The sequence below is a fragment of the Amycolatopsis sp. NPDC049252 genome (assembly GCF_043197175.1).
GTDB lineage: Bacteria > Actinomycetota > Actinomycetes > Mycobacteriales > Pseudonocardiaceae > Amycolatopsis.
The window spans coordinates 1-15,818 of sequence record NZ_JBICSQ010000129.1 but is presented as its reverse complement, the minus strand read 5'-3'; the positions used below and the strand labels follow the sequence as shown (position 1 = coordinate 15,818).

The 15,818-nt window shown below is 72.2% G+C and carries 13 protein-coding genes; 7 read left to right on the top strand and 6 right to left on the bottom strand.

Annotated elements, in window-relative coordinates:
* Positions 1 to 1,195: acyclic terpene utilization AtuA family protein (locus ACGFMK_RS46570; protein ID WP_392777715.1), on the top strand; the 1,195-nt coding region annotated here is incomplete at its 5' end.
* Positions 1,192 to 2,670, top strand: a complete 1,479-nt coding sequence (locus ACGFMK_RS46565; protein WP_392777712.1) for a CoA transferase — start codon at positions 1,192 to 1,194, stop codon at positions 2,668 to 2,670. The genes ACGFMK_RS46570 and ACGFMK_RS46565, both read left to right, overlap by 4 nt.
* Before the next feature lie 46 nt (positions 2,671 to 2,716).
* On the opposite strand, the gene ACGFMK_RS46560 is transcribed toward ACGFMK_RS46565, so the two are convergent.
* The 3 genes from ACGFMK_RS46560 to ACGFMK_RS46550 all read right to left on the bottom strand — a co-directional run bounded on the left by ACGFMK_RS46560 (position 2,717) and on the right by ACGFMK_RS46550 (position 5,695).
* Positions 2,717 to 3,292 carry a class F sortase gene (locus ACGFMK_RS46560; protein WP_392777710.1) on the bottom strand — a complete coding sequence of 192 codons (576 nt, stop codon included), beginning with the start codon at positions 3,290 to 3,292 and terminating at the stop codon, positions 2,717 to 2,719.
* A 4-nt stretch (positions 3,293 to 3,296) separates the two neighbouring features.
* Positions 3,297 to 4,079, bottom strand: a complete 783-nt coding sequence (locus ACGFMK_RS46555; protein ID WP_392777707.1) for a choice-of-anchor P family protein — start codon at positions 4,077 to 4,079, stop codon at positions 3,297 to 3,299.
* 728 nt (positions 4,080 to 4,807) lie between these two features.
* Positions 4,808 to 5,695, bottom strand: coding sequence for a carbon-nitrogen hydrolase family protein (locus ACGFMK_RS46550; protein ID WP_392777704.1), 888 nt, complete (start codon positions 5,693 to 5,695; stop codon positions 4,808 to 4,810).
* A 69-nt stretch (positions 5,696 to 5,764) separates the two neighbouring features.
* On the opposite strand from ACGFMK_RS46550, the gene ACGFMK_RS46545 reads away from it, so the two are divergent.
* From ACGFMK_RS46545 to ACGFMK_RS46525, 5 genes are read left to right on the top strand one after another with little or no spacing between them, the layout of a single operon-like run.
* Positions 5,765 to 7,399, top strand: a complete 1,635-nt coding sequence (locus ACGFMK_RS46545) for a fatty acyl-AMP ligase (RefSeq protein WP_392777701.1) — start codon at positions 5,765 to 5,767, stop codon at positions 7,397 to 7,399.
* A complete protein-coding gene (locus ACGFMK_RS46540; RefSeq protein ID WP_392777699.1) occupies positions 7,392 to 7,655 on the top strand; it encodes an acyl carrier protein in 264 nt (87 codons plus the stop codon). Before ACGFMK_RS46545 ends, ACGFMK_RS46540 begins: the two co-directional genes overlap by 8 nt.
* Before the next feature lies 1 nt (position 7,656).
* Entirely contained in the window at positions 7,657 to 7,971 is a 315-nt protein-coding gene (locus ACGFMK_RS46535) for a hypothetical protein (RefSeq protein ID WP_392777696.1), read from the top strand.
* A complete protein-coding gene (locus tag ACGFMK_RS46530) occupies positions 7,971 to 11,312 on the top strand; it encodes a hypothetical protein (RefSeq protein ID WP_392777693.1) in 3,342 nt (1,113 codons plus the stop codon). The genes ACGFMK_RS46535 and ACGFMK_RS46530 overlap by 1 nt, the downstream gene beginning before the upstream one ends.
* 20 nt (positions 11,313 to 11,332) lie before the next feature.
* Positions 11,333 to 11,734: a hypothetical protein gene (locus ACGFMK_RS46525; RefSeq protein ID WP_392777691.1), complete on the top strand. Its 402-nt coding sequence runs from the start codon at positions 11,333 to 11,335 to the stop codon at positions 11,732 to 11,734.
* A gap of 6 nt (positions 11,735 to 11,740) precedes the next feature.
* Here the strand turns inward: ACGFMK_RS46525 and ACGFMK_RS46520 are convergent, their stop codons facing one another.
* The 3 genes from ACGFMK_RS46520 to zwf all read right to left on the bottom strand — a co-directional run bounded on the left by ACGFMK_RS46520 (position 11,741) and on the right by zwf (position 15,634).
* The gene (locus tag ACGFMK_RS46520) at positions 11,741 to 12,175 is read right to left on the bottom strand and encodes a VOC family protein (protein WP_392777690.1); all 435 of its coding nucleotides are present in this window, start codon (positions 12,173 to 12,175) and stop codon (positions 11,741 to 11,743) included.
* 250 nt (positions 12,176 to 12,425) lie between these two features.
* Positions 12,426 to 14,228 carry a glycoside hydrolase family 15 protein gene (locus ACGFMK_RS46515; RefSeq protein WP_392777687.1) on the bottom strand — a complete coding sequence of 601 codons (1,803 nt, stop codon included), beginning with the start codon at positions 14,226 to 14,228 and terminating at the stop codon, positions 12,426 to 12,428.
* Positions 14,225 to 15,634, bottom strand: coding sequence for a glucose-6-phosphate dehydrogenase (gene zwf / locus ACGFMK_RS46510; protein WP_392777684.1), 1,410 nt, complete (start codon positions 15,632 to 15,634; stop codon positions 14,225 to 14,227). Before zwf ends, ACGFMK_RS46515 begins: the two co-directional genes overlap by 4 nt.
* Between the last annotated feature and the right edge of the window lie 184 nt (positions 15,635 to 15,818).

Sequence of the window (15,818 nt, the reverse complement as noted above, 5' to 3'; positions counted from 1 at the left end):
CCCGGGGGACTGGGACCGGCTCGCCGGCGCCGTCGTCGCCGGGCACGTCGTCGAATGCGGCCCGCAGGCCGTCGGCGGCAACTTCTCCGGCTTCACCGGCGTTCCCGGCATGGCCCGGCCCGGGTTCCCGATCGCCGAGATCGCCGCGGACGGCGGCTGCGTGATCACCAAGCACGGCCGCGACGGCGGCACGGTCACCGTCGACACCGTCACCGCCCAGCTCGTCTACGAGATCCAGGGCCCCCGGTACCTCAATCCCGACGTCACCGTCCACCTCGACGACGTCCTCCTGAGCCCGGCCGGCCCCGACCGGGTCGCGATCGCCGGCGCGGCCGGGTCACCGCCGCCCCCGACGACGAAGGTCGCGGTGTTCGGGCAGATCGGGTACAGCGTCGTCAACACCGTCTACGTCACCGGTCTCGACGTCGACGCGAAGGTTGCGCTGCTGCGCGAGCAACTCGGCCGCGACCGCCCGGACGGCGTCGAGCTGGACGTCACGCGGATCGGCGTCCCGGCCGAGGATCCCGGCAGCCAGTGGGACGCGACCGCCGCGGTGCGGATCATGGCGACCGCCCGCGACCGGGAAACGTTGGAGCGCTTCGGGCTCTCGACCCGGATCGGCGGCCTGTACCTGCAGAGTTTCCCGGGGTTCTTCCACGACGGCGGCGGTGAGCTGGCGGTCCGGCCGCGGCCCCGGATCGACTACTGGCCCGCCGTGCTGGCCGCCGACGTCGTGCCGCACCGCGTGGTTTTCGGTGACGGGCAAGCACAAGACGTGCCGTCACCGCCACGGACGTCCATTGTGGACCAGCCGGCGCACCCGGAACCCGCCGGCGAACCGGCCGGAACCCGGCTCGTGCCGCTGGGCACCGTCGCGCACGCCCGCAGCGGTGACAAGGGCGGCAACTGCAACGTCGGCGTCTGGACGTCCGACCCCGCGGCCTGGCCGTGGCTGCGGTGCACGCTGAGCACCGCCGGGCTCCGCCAGCTGCTGCCGGAGACCGCGGACCTCGAGATCGTCCGGCACGAGTTCCCGCACCTGCGGGCCGTGCACTTCGTCCTGCGCGGGCTGCTCGGCACCGGCGGCTCGTCGAACCTGCGCGTCGACCAGGTCGGCAAGGCGGTGGGGGAGTACCTGCGCGCCCGGCTCGTCGCCGTACCCGACGAACTCCTGAAGGGGGAGGACCACCGATGACGCTCACCGAACGGGTCGAGCACGCGATCGCCCACCCGGCGACGGGCGACGCCTTCGACCCGCACGCCGAGCTCGCCGACCTTCTGGCCGGCATCGGGATGAGTCCCGCCGACACCGGCGGCACGATCACCTTCGACGGCGCCGACCCGGTCGTGCCGAGCACGCTGCGCCTCGGCGGCGCGTCGGCGATCGCGCTGGCCGCGAAGTCGGCGGCCGTGGCGAAGCTCTGGCGGCTGCGCGGCGGGGAGGGCCAGGACATCGGCGTCGATCTGCGGGTCGCGCCGCACCGGCTGTGCCCGTTCTACGACCGGAAGTGGGAGCTGGTCAACGGTTTCCCGCAGAGCGCGGCGGCCAACCCGAGCCAGGCGCTGGGGTTCCGGTTCTACCGCACCGCCGACGACCGCTGGGTGATGCCGCTCAACCCGTACCCGAAGATCAAGATCGCCGCGCAGCGGCTGCTCGACGTGCCCGAGGACCCGGACCGGGTGGCGGCCGCCGTCGCCGGCTGGAAGGGCATCGAGCTCGAAGAAGCCGCCGTGGCGGCCGGGACCGTGCTGCCGATGCTGCGCACCACCACCGAGCTGCTCGCCGAGCCGCACTACCGCGAGGTCCTGGCCGGCCTGCCGCTGATCGAGATCACCAAGATCGCCGACAGCGACCCGGTGCCGCTGCCCCCGGGTGCCGCCGACCCGCTGTCCGGCGTCCGCGCGCTGGGCATGGGCCACGTGATCGCCGGCGCGGGCGCCGGGCGCGCGCTCGCCCTGCACGGCGCCGACGTCCTCAACCTGTGGCGTCCGGGCGAGCTCGAGCACGACGTCACCTACGTGACGGCCAACGTCGGCACCCGGTCGGCCGTCGTGAACCCGTACCACGAAGGCGGCGCTCAGCGGATCCGGGAGCTGCTGAGCACCGCGGATGTCTTCTACGCCAACCGAAGGCCCGGTTATCTCGCCCGCATCGGGCTGACCGCGGAGCAGGCCGCGGAGACCCGGCCGGGGATCGTGTACGCGACGGCGTCCCTCAACGGCGAGCACGGGCCGTGGGCCGGCCGGATCGGGTTCGACCAGACCGCCGGCAGCCTCACCGGCATGATGCACCTGGAGGGGGACGGCGAAACCCCGGCGCTGCCGCCGATCCTCGTCGTCAACGATTACATCGTCTCGTGGCTGATGGCCGCGGGGATCGTCGAGGCCCTGACCCGGCGGGCGACCGAGGGCGGCAGCTACCGCGTGCACGTCTCGCTCACCCGCGCCGCGCTGTGGATCCTGAGCATGGGCGTGTTCGACAAGGCCTACGCGCTCGAGACGGCCGGCCGCGGCGAGGCGCACGCCTACTTCGACCCGGAGACCTTCACCGCGGACACCCCGCTCGGCCGCTACCAGGGCGTCACCGACCAGGTCCGGATGTCCGCGACCCCGGGCCGTTACCGCACGGTCCTGGTGCCGCGCGGCTCGTCCCGTCCCGCATGGTCGTGAGTGTCCGGTCGGGTTGGAACCCGGCCGAACACCCACGACCGGTGGGTCACCGCACCAGTTTCGCGTAGACGATCACGTTGTCGAGGTAGTTGCGGCTCGCCGCGTCGTACTTGCCACCACAGGTGATCAGCCGCAGTTCCGGCTCGTTCGTGTTCCCGTACACGGCTTCCGTCGGGAACTCCTTCTTCGCGATCTGGGCGACCTTCGTGACGGTGAACGTCAGCTTGCCGCCGTCGGCGCGGTCGACGTGCACCTGGTCGCCCGCCTTCAGCTCGTGCAGCCGCCAGAAGATGCCCTTCCGGTGGTCACCGTCGATGTGGCCGAGGATCACGGCCGGGCCGACCTCGCCGGGGGTCGGGCCGTACTCGTACCACCCGGCCTGCAGCGGCTGGTCCACCGGCGGGACCTCGACGGTCTTGTCGGCGTTGAGCCCGAGCGACACCAGCGACGACTGCGCGGCGATGGCCGGGACGTCGATCGCGGTGGGCAACGACCGCGCCAGGCCCGCGGGGGCGGCGGCCGCGGCGGCGGGTGCGGGCGCCGGGTTCGCGGCGGGCGGGGTGGTCCCGCCGCACCCGGCGAGCAGCAGCGCGGTGAGGACGAAGAGAAACGCGCGGCGCATCGGCTCAGCCCTCGGCGGCGAGGCTGCCGTCACCGGTCTGCGGGGCACCGGCGGGGACGACGGTCACCTGGCCGGGGGCCTGCGGACGCGGCGGGGCCTGCGGCGCGTGCTCCTTGGCGGGGCCGCAGGTCACGGAGGAGAGCTTGATGTCCCCGCTGCCGACCGCGCCCGTGACGTCGCCGCCGAGCAGCTTGACGTGCAGCGCGGTCACGTCGAGGCTGCCGTCGAAGCGCTGGTTCTGCTCGTTGACGATCACCTCGACCACGCCGGGGACACCGAGACGCGTGTTGGGCGCGGCCGCCGCGGGGATCGTGCCGAGTCGGCCGAGGTTGACCCCGGCCAGGTCGCTGCTGCCGACGACCTTGCCGTCGGCGGACCCGCAGCGGGCGCTGATCAGGCGCGCCGTCGGCGTCCGGCCGGCGACCGCGGCCAGCACCGGGAGCGTCGCTTCGACGATGCTCGCCTTGCTCGCGACGGAAGTGCTGTCGGAGACGACGGAGCTGGAGATCGCCTTGGCGGTGACGAGCCCCTTCAGCGGGACGTCGGCCACGTTCGCGGAGGTCGGGCCGGCGCTGCTCGAGGCGGCCAGCTTGCCGGTCTCGACGGTGATCCCCTTGCCACCGGCCAGGTCCTTGAGCACGCCGGGGAGCAGGGAAACCTCGGCGGAGGCCCCGAAAGCGGAGCCGGTGACGGTGTCGTCCGCCGCGGCGGCACCGGTCGTGCTCGTGGCCAGGACGACGGCGGTCAGGCCGGCCAGGCTCCCGGCTCGGAGCATGGTTGTGCGCATGTACGAGGTCCTTTCAAGGAAATGGGCCGCGAAAACGTGCGGCGACGGCGGGCCGAGCGTGACTCGGTCCGCGGAGGAAAGCTCGGCCACGCTATCAAAATCGCGCTTGCTGCCAAGGAAGCCGAGTTTCGCGGCGCTCACCCGAGTTCGCGAAACGTGATCTTCGGGAAATCAAACAACTCGAAGTGGCCACTTCGGCACCGCGCATTTCCCCGATGATCGACGGCGAGTAGCGCCCGTTGCGGCATTCGGGGCGGTTCACCAGGCCCAGTGACACGTCCGAGTGATTACTCGGGCGGGGCGCGGCGAACACGCGGAGTGATGTGACCGCCACGGCATTCGACGCGTTCGATTTCCTCGTGCCGCGGATCGGCGGGAGCTGTGCGTGGCCGGCCGGAAGGAGTTGCGGGTTTCGCTTCGCGGATCGTTCGCCGGTCGTGAGGGGCACCCTCAGGGACTTGAGCCATGAGGGTGCCCCTCACGGCGGGGCAGACCGATGCGGCGCCCGTGTCGGCGCGGCGGATCCCGGTGGCAGCAGCGGGCGCGGGGTCGCCGAAAAGGTGAGTTGTCCCGCCGGGTTCAGGCGGGTCAGGCCGAGGCGAGACGTTCCCGTCGGGTCTTGCGCGGAAGGAGTCGCGGTCGTCGCTTCGCGGGTGGTGGCGGCTGCGGTCTCACCGTGGGGTGAGCTGTCCGGCAGACCGAGGCGGGCGCTTTCAGCCTGGCCTCGCTCAGAAGGAGCCGCGGTCGTCGCTTCGCGGGTCGTCCACGACGACGTGATCGTCGTAGAGGCCGGCCTGTGCGGTGCGGCGCCAGGGCCGCGCCAGCCGGACCGCCGTGGCGATCTCCCCGTCCGACACCTCGAGGTCCGCGATGGCCAGCGCCGGTTCCGCGCGCCGAGGCGCCCGCGCGATCCACCGGCCCCCGGGCGCGACGATCCCGGACGGCACCGTCGCCGCGAACTGGGCGGGTACCGAATAGCCGAGCCAGTAGCTGTAGAGCGTCCCGTACGCCTGCGCGACCGTCGCCCGGGGCGCGTCGTCCACCATCACCGACACCAGGACGCAGTCGACGTCGAGGCGCTCGTACTCGGCGAACAGCTCGGGGAAGTTGACCTCGATGCACAGGGCGCAGCCGAAGCGGAACCCGTCGATCTCGACCACCAGCGGCTCGGTCCCGGGCGTGTACAGGTACCGCAGCTCGGTGTTCGACAGGAACCGCTTGTCGTACCGGCCGACCAGCTTTCCGGTGTCCGACACGACGTACAGGCTGTTGTGCGGGCGGTTCGTGCCGCTCAGCGGGTGGATCGAGCCGAACGCGACCCAGATGCCCAGCCGGCCGGCCAGGTCGGCGATCGCCTCGGCCTCCGCACGTAGCACCGGCCACGCCGCGCGCGTCCAGTCGGCCGGGCCGACCCGTTCCGGGCCGTGCACCGACAGCACGCGCTTGTGCGGGTAGGTGATCGCGCCTTCGGGGAACTGCACCAGCCGGGCGCCCGCGTCCCGCGCTTCGGTCATCAGCTCGCGCAGCCGGGTACCCGACGCGCGCAGGGCGGCGACGTCGGCCGGATCTTCGACGATTTCGCTCTGGGCCACCGCCAACCGGAACGTCCGCGCCACGACCCGAGCCTAGCCCGGCGACGGCGCGCGGTAGGTTGCCCGCATGCGTCCCGTCCACCCGCGCCGCCGGTGAACGTGCCCGAAGAGGTGCTGCGCACCTCGATCGTCGAGTGCCTCTTCGCCCGCGCGGCCGAAGACCGCCCGCTGTTCACCCACCAGGACCACAGCGCCGGTGCGGAACACACGCTGACGTGGGCCGGGTTCGCCGCCCGGGTCCGCGTGGTGACCGGCGAGCTGCGCCGGGTCGCCGAGCCGGGGGAGCGCGTCGCCGTGCTCGTGGGGCAGGACCTGAACTACCCGCTCGCGTTCTTCGCCGCGCTCGCCGCCGGCCTGGTCGCCGTGCCGCTGATGGCGCCGTCGAGCCGCGGGCAGCGGGAGCGGCTCACCGGCGTGCTGGCCGACTGCGGGGCCCGCGTGTGGCTGACGTCCTCGGCCGCGGCCGAGCGGGTGCGCGAAGCCGGCGACCACGACCACCTCGTGCTGGTCGACGAGGTGACCGGGCCGGGGGCCGACCCGGTGCCGGTCGGCCCGGAAACCCCCGCCTACCTCCAGTACACGTCCGGCTCGACGCGGGAGCCCGCCGGCGCGGTGATCCCGCACCGGGCGATCGTCGCGGCGTGCTGGCAGGGCAGCCGGGCCTACGCCGTCGACGAGGGCACCACCTGCGCCGGCTGGATCCCGTTCTTCCACGACATGGGCCTGATCCAGCTGCTGTGCCTGCCGGTCTTCGCCGGCGGCCGCTCGGTGTTCATGGCCCCCGCCGAGTTCGTGCACCGGCCGCAGCGGTGGCTGCGCCAGCTGCACGACCACCCCGCGGTGTTCACCGCCGCCCCGAACTTCGCCTTCGACCTCGCCGCCGACGCGGCCGCCGAGGCGGGTGACGATCTCGACCTGTCCGGCGTCCGGGTCGCCCTCAACGGCAGCGAGCCGATCCGGCCCCGCACGGTCGAGCGGTTCCAGGAGGTCTTCGGCCCGCGCGGGTTCCGCCGCGAGGCCCACTGCCCGTCCTACGGCCTGGCCGAAGCCACCGTCTACGTAGCGAGCGCGGGCCCCGAAGGGCCGCGGGGCGCGGTGTTCGACCGGGACGCGCTCGCGCAGGGCCGGGCCGTGGAAGTGACAGGCGGGCAGGAACTCGTCTCGGTCGGGCGTCCCGTCGGGCAGCGGGTGCGGATCGTCCGCGACGGGCTCGAGCGGCCCGACGGCGAGGTCGGCGAGATCTGGCTGCACGGCCCGAACGTCGCGACCGGGTACTGGGGCCGGGGTGACGGCACCGCGTTCGGTGCCACGCTCGACGGCCTCCGCGGCTGGCTGCGCACCGGCGACCTGGGTGTCGTGCACCGCGGTGAGCTCTACATCACCGGCCGGATCAAGGACCTCATCGTCGTCGACGGCCGCAACTTCCACCCGCAGGACATCGAAGCGGCGGCGGGTGAGGCGCACCCCGAGGTCCGCCGGGACCGCGTCGCCGCGTTCGGCGTGACCGACCACGACGGCGAGGGCGCCGTGGTGGTCGCCGAGTGGGCGCGGGACGCCGAAGCGGACGTCAAGGAGGTCACCAGGGCCGTGCTCCGGGCCGTCTCGCGCGAACACGACCTCACGCTGCGTTCGGTACGTCTGGTCCCTTCCGGCGGACTTCCGCGCACATCCAGTGGCAAGGTCGCCCGTTCGGCCGCCAAGGCGCGTTATGGTGATTCTCGTGGGTGATCACCGCGCCGAGGTCACGAAGGTCGTCAGCGAGACCTTCATGCTCGACCCCGCCGGCGTCGAGCCCGACGCTCCCCTCGAGGAGCTGGGCATCGACTCCAAGGGCCGGATCAAGCTGCTGGCGGCGCTGGAGGTCTACTTCCGGGTGACGATCGACCTGGACCAGCTCGACCGGTTCACCGACGTGGGTTCGGTGGCCGAAGTGCTAGAGGAAGCGCTCGCGGGCGTGACCGGCGGATCTGACGAGAGGCTCTGAAATGAGCGGGGGGTACACGGCGACAACCGAAGCGTTGTCGTCGGCGTCCAAGAACATCGGCCAGCTTGCGGAACAGCTGCTGGACGACAACCCGGACCTGTCGAGCACACCCGTCGACGCGGCGGGTTTCGGGCAGGCCCACGGTGACCACGCGGCGAAGTACACCGCCGGCGTGCAGGCGCTCTGGGCCGCGGTCAGCGGCTACAGCAGCACGCTGGGCTCGTTCGGCACCAACCTCGGCACCGCCGGCAGCACCTACGGCGCGAACGAGGAAAACCAGTCCGGCGCGATCACCACCGCGGGGGCTGATCTGTAATGGCCAAGACCTGGACCGAGGTCAAGGCGGTGCTCGACGACCCGAGCGTGCCCGCCCAGACGAAGACCGTGCTGATCAGCAGCTGGATGCGCGACAACCCGCCGCCCCCGCCGTTCCTGGCCGACCAGGAACCGGACGACATCAAGGCGAAGCGGCAGGAAGCCGAGAAGCTCGCCACCGCCTACAACGCGAACCCGCTCTTCGCCGGCGTCCCGCTCGACGAGGCCTACGACACCGCCAAGAAGGCGGGCGACCAGGCCAGTTACAACGAGGACCAGGAGAAGAAGGCCGTCGACGACGGCAAGAAGAAGCTCGACGACACCAAGCCCCCGGCCGCGGACGACTCGGGCAGCGCCGGCAGCACCGGCACGAAGACGTCCGACGAGATCTTCGACGCCGCCGCGCCCGCGCTCAAGCTGTTCGAGACGTTCGGGTCGCTCCTGGCGAAGATCCCGGACGACTGCCGCGGCAACACCCGCGCGCTCGACCTGGACAAGGACATCCGCAAGCCGTTCGACGAGCAGCGCGGTATCAGCTTCCAGAACTTCGTCGAGGACGCCGCCCACTTCAAGACCGGCTCGACCACAGTGGACAAGACGGTGGAGAACACCGGCACCGAGCTGTCCAGCCTGTACAAGAGCTGGACCGGCGCCGGCGCCGACGCGTCGTCGGACAACTACAACGACAAGATCCTGCCCAAGGCGAACAAGCTGTCCCAGACCCTCGGCAACGCGAGCGAGGCGACGCTCAGCACCGCCACCACGGTCTTCCAGCTGTGCAAGGGCAAGGCCGACGCGGTCATCGGGATGTACACCGACCTGGTCGGCAAGGCCGACTACACGATGGCGCAGAAGGTCATCGCGGTCGCCAGCGGCGAGCACGGCAACGAGAAGGACCTGGCCCAGATCGCGGGCTGGATGGACGCCAACTTCGGCACCAACCTGGTCAAGACGCTCAACGACCAGGGCTGCTGCGACGGCGACGAGATCAAGAAGCACGGCCAGGACCTGGCCAAGCAGTGGATCCAGAACCAGTTCAACCCCGACATGTGGGACCGGCTCTACCAGGGCTTCGCCAAGACCTGCAAGGACACCAAGGACCTCGTCGACCAGGCCTACGACGAGCTCGACAAGGTCATGGGCAAGGTCAAGAACGAGTTCGAGGCCGCGACCCCGCCCGGCGGCTCGGGTTCCGGCACCGGCGGCTCCGGTGGCGGCTCCGGCTCCGGGTCCGGCAGTGGTTCGGGTTCGGGTTCCGGTGGCTCCGGCAGTGGTTCGGGCTCGGGCACCGGTGGCTCCGGCAGTGGTTCGGGTTCGGGCAACGGCGGTTACGGCGGCGGCTCGGGTTCGGGCAGCGGCGGCTCGGGTGGCGGTGACGGCTCCGGTGCCGGAGGTTCCGGCTCCGGCGGTTCCGGTTCCGGTTCGGGTTCCGGCGGGTCCGGTTCCGGCAGTGGTTCGGGGTCCGGTTCGGGTTCCGGCGGCTCGGGGTCGGGTGGCGGTGGCGGCAACGTGCCGCCGATCCCGGACTTCGACACGCCGTCCGGTGCTTCCGGCGGGGGCTCGGGCGGCGGTGACGGTTCGGGCTCCGGTTCCGGTGGCGGCGGCAGCGTGCCGCCCATCCCGGACGTCTCCGGTGGTTCCGGTGCGGGCACGGGCGGTGGCTCCGGGTCCGGCTCGGGCGCCGGTGGTGGCGGGCCGATGCCGTCCATTCCGGACGTGTCCGGTGGCGGGGGTTCGGGCGGTGGCGGCGACACGACGCCGTCGTCCTCGGCGCCGCCTTCGTCTTCTTCGGACGGTCAGGCCGCCGCGGCCGCGGCGGCGGAAGCCGCCAAGAAGAAGGCCGCCGACGCCTTGAGCCAGTTCAGCGGTGAAGGCATCAAGACCGACTCCGGTGCCGGCGCGGGCGGCCTCGGCGGCGGTGGTGACATCGGCGGCGGCGGAAGCGGCAGCGGGGGGAGCGGCCTCGGCGGCGACACGTCGCCGTCCGGTTCCGGGGCCGGTTCGGGAGCCGGCGGCGGTCAGGACGCGGCCGCCGCGGCGGCGGAAGCGGCGAAGAAGAAGGCCGCCGACGCGCTGAGCCAGTTCAGCGGCGAGGGCATCAAGACCGACGACGGTTCCGGCGCGGGCGGCCTCGGCGGCAGTGGCAGTGGCAGTGGCAGTGGCGGCAGCGGCCTCGGCGACACCGCGGGATCGGGCTCGGGCTCGGATTCCGGGTCCGGCGCGGACCCGGCCGCGGACGGCAAGGCAGCCGCCGAGAAGGCCGCGGAAGACGCCAAGAAGCAGGCGTCCGACGCGCTGGACAAGCTCGGCGGCGACGGCATCAAGACCGACCAGAACGGCGACGGCCTGCTCGACGACGGCAAGTCCGACACCGGCAAGGACGGCAAGGCCGACCTGGACGGCGACGGCAAGCCCGACGGCGACGAGAACCTCGACCACCTCAAGGTCAAGCAGGGTGACAAGACCTTCGAGATGACCGAGCCGGACTCCGACGGCAAGATGGACATCAAGGTCGGCGAAGGCGACGGCCCGGCGAAGGACTTCAAGCTCGACTGGCCCGACGGGGACACCGCCAAGACCGACCTCGGCGTCGCGGGTTCGGACGACCCGGGGAAGCCGGACGCCGACGGCGTCTACCACCCCGGCGCCGACGGCAAGATCCACATCCAGGACGGCGACGTCAAGATCACCGCCGAACGGCCCGACGGCGCGGACGGGCCGACGGTCGTGACCGTCGACGACGGCACCGGCAAGCCGACGACCTACACCCTCGGCGAGGACGGCACGTCGCCCGGCTTGGACGACACCACCAAGAAGCACCTCGACGACGCGCTCAGCGGCGAGACCCGGGGCGACACGGCGTCGCACGCCCTGGGGGACACCCCCGGCACGAAGGTCGACGACCTGCCCAAGCACAGCGGGACCCTCGACGGGGCCGGCGCGCCGGGTGGCGGCGGAGGCGGTGCCCACGCGCTGTCCGCGGCCGGTCTCGGCGGCGGCGGTGGTGGTGGAGTCGGCGCGGTGTCGGGCTCGCTCGGCGAGACGCCGTCGCTGTCCGAGGGCGTCCACAGTGGCGTCGGCGCCGGGCCGTCGCAGACGGCGGCGCCCGCGTTCGCGCCCATGGCTTCGGTCGGCGCGAACGGCCAGGCCGGACCGTCGATGGGCGGGGGCATGCCGATGGGCGGCATGGGTGCCGGCGGTGGCCAGGGCGGCGGGGACCAGGAGCGGTCGAACCGCGCGTACCGGATCGAGGGCGCGGTCTTCGAGCCGATGGCCGAGCCGACCGGGCGGATCGTCGGGTCGCTGGACGACGAGGAGCCACCGGCCCCCCGCCGGTGGTGAGCCCGGGCTGAGGAGGACGCATGAGCGACGACATGGCGGGCATGAAGGCCGGCCTCGACGGCCTCGTCCGCGAGCAGGCCGAACGCCGGGCCCTGCGCGAGCAGCAGGGCGAGGAGATCAAGGCCAAGTCCCAGGAGTACATGACCAAGCAGGTCCAGGCGGCCGAGCGGTACGTCCAGCACGTGCGGGAGATGGCCAACCGCAAGACCAAGTCCGGCTGGGGCGTCCGCGACGCCGGCGGCCCGCCGAGCTTCGAGCCGGAGGGCTTCGCGGGCGAGCCGGGCGCGGGCGCGGCGTCCCCGTTCGCCCCGACGCCGGGGACCGGGCCCGGGGCACCGACGTCGGCGGAGCCGCGCCGCGGCCGCCGGCACCGGGCGGCGGACCCCGACGACGACGGCGACGGTTTCAACAACCCCTGGTAGCCGGACTCAGTCCAGGCAGAACTCGTTGCCCTCGATGTCCTGCATCGGGATGCACGACTCGTTGTGTTCGTCGGCGTAGAGGACCTGCACGCAGACCGCGCCGAGGGCGATCAGGCGGTCGCGCTCGGCCATCAGGGCGGCCAGGCGCTCTTCACCCACGAGCCCGGTGCCGACCCGGACGTCGAGGTGCACCCGGTTCTTGACGACCCGGCCCTCGGGAACGCGCTGGAAGAACAGCCGCGGGCCGGCCCCCGTGGGATCGACGCAGGCGAACGCCGCACCCTGGTGCTCGGGCGGCAGCGAGCGGTCGTAGTCCTCCCAGGAGGCGAACCCCGGCGGTGGCGGCGGGACGACGTAGCCCAGCACCTCGCACCAGAATCGGGCGACCCGCTCGGGTTCCGCGCAGTCGAAGGTGACCTGGACCTGTTTGACCGAAACCATCGGCTCACTGTAGTGGCCGGGTCGCCGCCGGTCGCCCGAATTCCGCCGGATCCGGTGAAACGGCGCTGCCCTGGTTTCGTGTCACCGGCAGGGCTCCTGAGGGTGCCGGGCCGAGGTGTGGGGCGCATCGCCTGCCACCGCCGAGGTCGACACTTCGGCATCGACACCTCGCGGCCATGTCCCCGGCCGGACGATTCCACGCGGGCGGGGCGCATCGCCGACCTCGGTGACGAACCTCGGATGCTCGGCACTAGCCGTCGAGCGCGCGATTGAGGTTGAGGGCCGCGCTGATCAGCGACAGGTGGGTGAAGGCCTGCGGGAAGTTGCCCAGCTGCTCCCCGGTGAGGCCGATCTGCTCGGCGTAGAGCCCGACGTGGTTGGCGTAGGTGAACATCTTCTCCAGCGCCAGCCGGGCGTCGTCGGTGCGGCCGGCGCGGGTGAGCGCCTCCACCCACCAGAACGAGCAGAGCGAGAACGTGCCCTCCGAACCGTCGAGGCCGTCGGGCGCTTCCTCCGGGTCGTAGCGGAACACCAGCGTGTCCAGTACCAGCTCTTCGCCGATGCGTTCCACAGTGGACAGGAACCGCGGGTCGGTGGGGGAGCAGAACTTCACCATCGGCATCAGCAGCAGCGACGCGTCGAGCGCCGTGCCGGGCCCGGGCTCGCAGTGCTGGACGAACGCGCCGATCTCCTCGTTCCAGCCGTCCTCCTGGATCCGCGTGTAGATCTCGTCGCGCACCGACGTCCAGCGCGTCAGGTCGGCGGGCAGGCCGCGGCGGCGCGCCACCCGGACCATCCGCTCCACCGCGACCCAGCTCATCAGCCGGGAGAACGTGTGGTTCCGCTGCCCCGAGCGGGTTTCCCAGATCCCGTGGTCGGGCCGGTCCCAGTTCTCCAGCAGCCAGTCCAGCATCGTGCACAGGCTCGCCCAGCTGGCGTGCGAGATGCCCTTGCCGTACTTGTCGAACAGGTAGATCGAGTCGATGACCTCGCCGTAGACGTCCAGCTGCAGCTGCTCGGCCGCGCCGTTGCCGATCCGCACGGGGCGGGAGCCGCGGTAGCCCTCGAGGTGGTCCAGCTCCTGTTCGGTCAGGTCGGCGTCGCCGTCGATGGAGTACATGACGCGCAACGGGCCGAGGTCGCCGTCGCGGTCGTCGGAGACGCGGTCGGTCAGCCAGCCGACGAACGCCTCGGCCTCGTCGGTGAAGCCCAGGCGCAGCAACGCGTACAGCGAGAACCCGGCGTCGCGCAGCCAGACGTGCCGGTAGTCCCAGTTGCGTTCCCCGCCGATCCGCTCGGGCAGGCCGAGGGTGGGCGCGGCGACGATCGCGCCGCTCGGCTCGTGGGTGAGCAGCTTCAGCGTCAGCGCCGAGCGGTGCACCATCTCGCGCCACCGGCCGGTGTAGGACGAGCGGGAGAGCCAGTCGCGCCAGAACCCCACGGTCGCGTCGAACAGCGCCTGCGCGTCGGCCGGCGGCCGATCGGTGTCGTCGTCGAGCACCTCGAGGACGAACAGGTCGGTGTCGCCCGCGGTGACGTCGAACTCGGCCGAGGCGTCTTCGCCGCTGGTGTCCAGGGTGACCGACGAGTCGAGGCGGAGCCGGAGTTCCTTGCCCTGGAAGGTGATGCGACCGTCCTGCTGGGACACGTCGGGAGCTTCGCGGCCGTAGTCGAAGCGCGGCCGAACCCGGGTGCGCATCCGGACGCGCCCGCGGATGTTGACCACACGCCGCACCAGCCGTTGCCGGTGCTCGTCGTCGTGCGGGCGCAGGACCGGCATGAAGTCCTGCAGCTCGACGATGCCGTCCTCGGTGAGGAACCGGGTGATGAGGATGTTCGTGTCCGGGAAGTAGAACTGGTGGCGCGCGGTGACCTCGCACACCGGCGCGAGCTCCCAGTCACCGCCGGTCCCGGCGTCCACGAGTGCCCCGAAGACGCTCGGCGAGTCGAACCGCGGCGCGCAGAACCAGCTGACCCGGCCGTCGGTGCCGACGAGCGCGGCGGTGCGCAGGTCACCGACCAGGCCGTGCTCGGCGATCGGCAGGTAGGTCACTCGGGGACCCGCCAGCCGCGTTCGCCGGGCAGGCGCAGCGCCGCCTCGGGACCCCACGAGCCCCGCGCGTAGGGCAGCACCTTCGGCGGGGCCTCCAGGACGGGCCCGCAGACCTCCCAGAGCCGTTCGATCTCCGCGGCGCTGCTGAACAGCGTGTGGTCGCCGCGCATGACGTCCAGCAGCAGCTTCTGGTAGGCCTCCAGCGGCTCGACGCCGTCGAAGACGCCGGCGACGTCGAGGGTCAGCGCGGCCTTGCCGACGGACAGGTCCGCGCCGGGCCGCTTCGCCCGCAGCTCCAGCGTGAGCTGCGGCTGCTCGGTGAGCTCGAAGACGAGTTCGTTGCCGCCGCCGAGGTCGTCCCCGCCGGTGAACATCGCCAGCGGCGGCTCCTGCAGCCCGATGGTCACGGTGCGGCGGGTCTGGGCCAGCGCCTTGCCCGTGCGCAGGTAGAACGGCACACCCTGCCAGCGCCAGTTGTCGATCCGGGCCTCCAGCGCGACGAACGTCTCGACGTCGGAGTCGTCGTCGACACCCTCTTCGTCGCGGTAGCCCTCGTACTGGCCGAACACGACCTTCTCCGGATCGAGCGGCCGGAGGCTGCGGTAGAGCTTGTGCTTCTCGGCGCGCAGCCACTCGGCGCTGATCTCGGGCGGCGGCTCCATCGCGAGGAAGCCGAGGACCTGCAGCAGGTGGGTGGAGACCATGTCGCGGAAGGTGCCGGTCGACTCCATGAAGGCGGCGCGGCCCTCGATGCCGATCTCCTCGGGGATGTCGATCTGCACGTAGGCGATGTGGTCGTGGTTCCAGAGCGACTCGACCAGGCCGTTGGCGAAGCGGAACACGAGGATGTTCTGCACCGCCTCCTTGCCGAGGAAGTGGTCGATCCGGAAGATCTGCTCCTCGGCGAACACCTCGTGCAGGGCGGCGTTCAGCTCGCGCGACGACTCGAGGTCGCTGCCGAAGGGCTTCTCGAGCACCAGGCGAGCGTCGTCGGCCAGCCCGGTCTCGCCGAGCATGCCGACCATCCCGGTCATCGCGCCGGGCGGCACCGAGAGGTAGAGCAGGGTCCGGGCGTCGTCGCCGAGGCGTTCGCGCTGGTCACGGACGTGCCGGGCGAGCTCGTCGCCGTCGTCGGCCGAGGAGACGCGGAAGGACAGGCGCCCGGCGAACTCGCGCCAGGCACTCTCGTCGAAGTCGTCGCCGAGGGTGTCGCGCAGGGCGTCACCGATGCGGTCGCGGAACTCGTCGTCGGTGCCCGGCGAGTGCCGCCCGGACCCGACGATCGCGAAGCCTTCGGGCAGCATCTTCGCCGTGTACAGGCGGAACAGCCCGGGAAACAGCTTCCGGCGCGCGAGGTCACCGGTGGCTCCGAACAGGACGAGCACGTGGGGCTGCGGTGTCTTCACGTCTCGATCGTTGATCACGCGCGCCGGTCTCGCACGTTGAACGCGCCGAGCGGCCGCCGGGGGGCCCGTCCCCCGCGGCCCCGCGGCGGAGCCGGGCACAAGGTGAGGACCGGGCCGGCCTCGTAGATCCCCGGCTCGGGCGCGGTGGTCAGCGCGCCCAAGCCCGTGGCCCCCACGGAGGTCA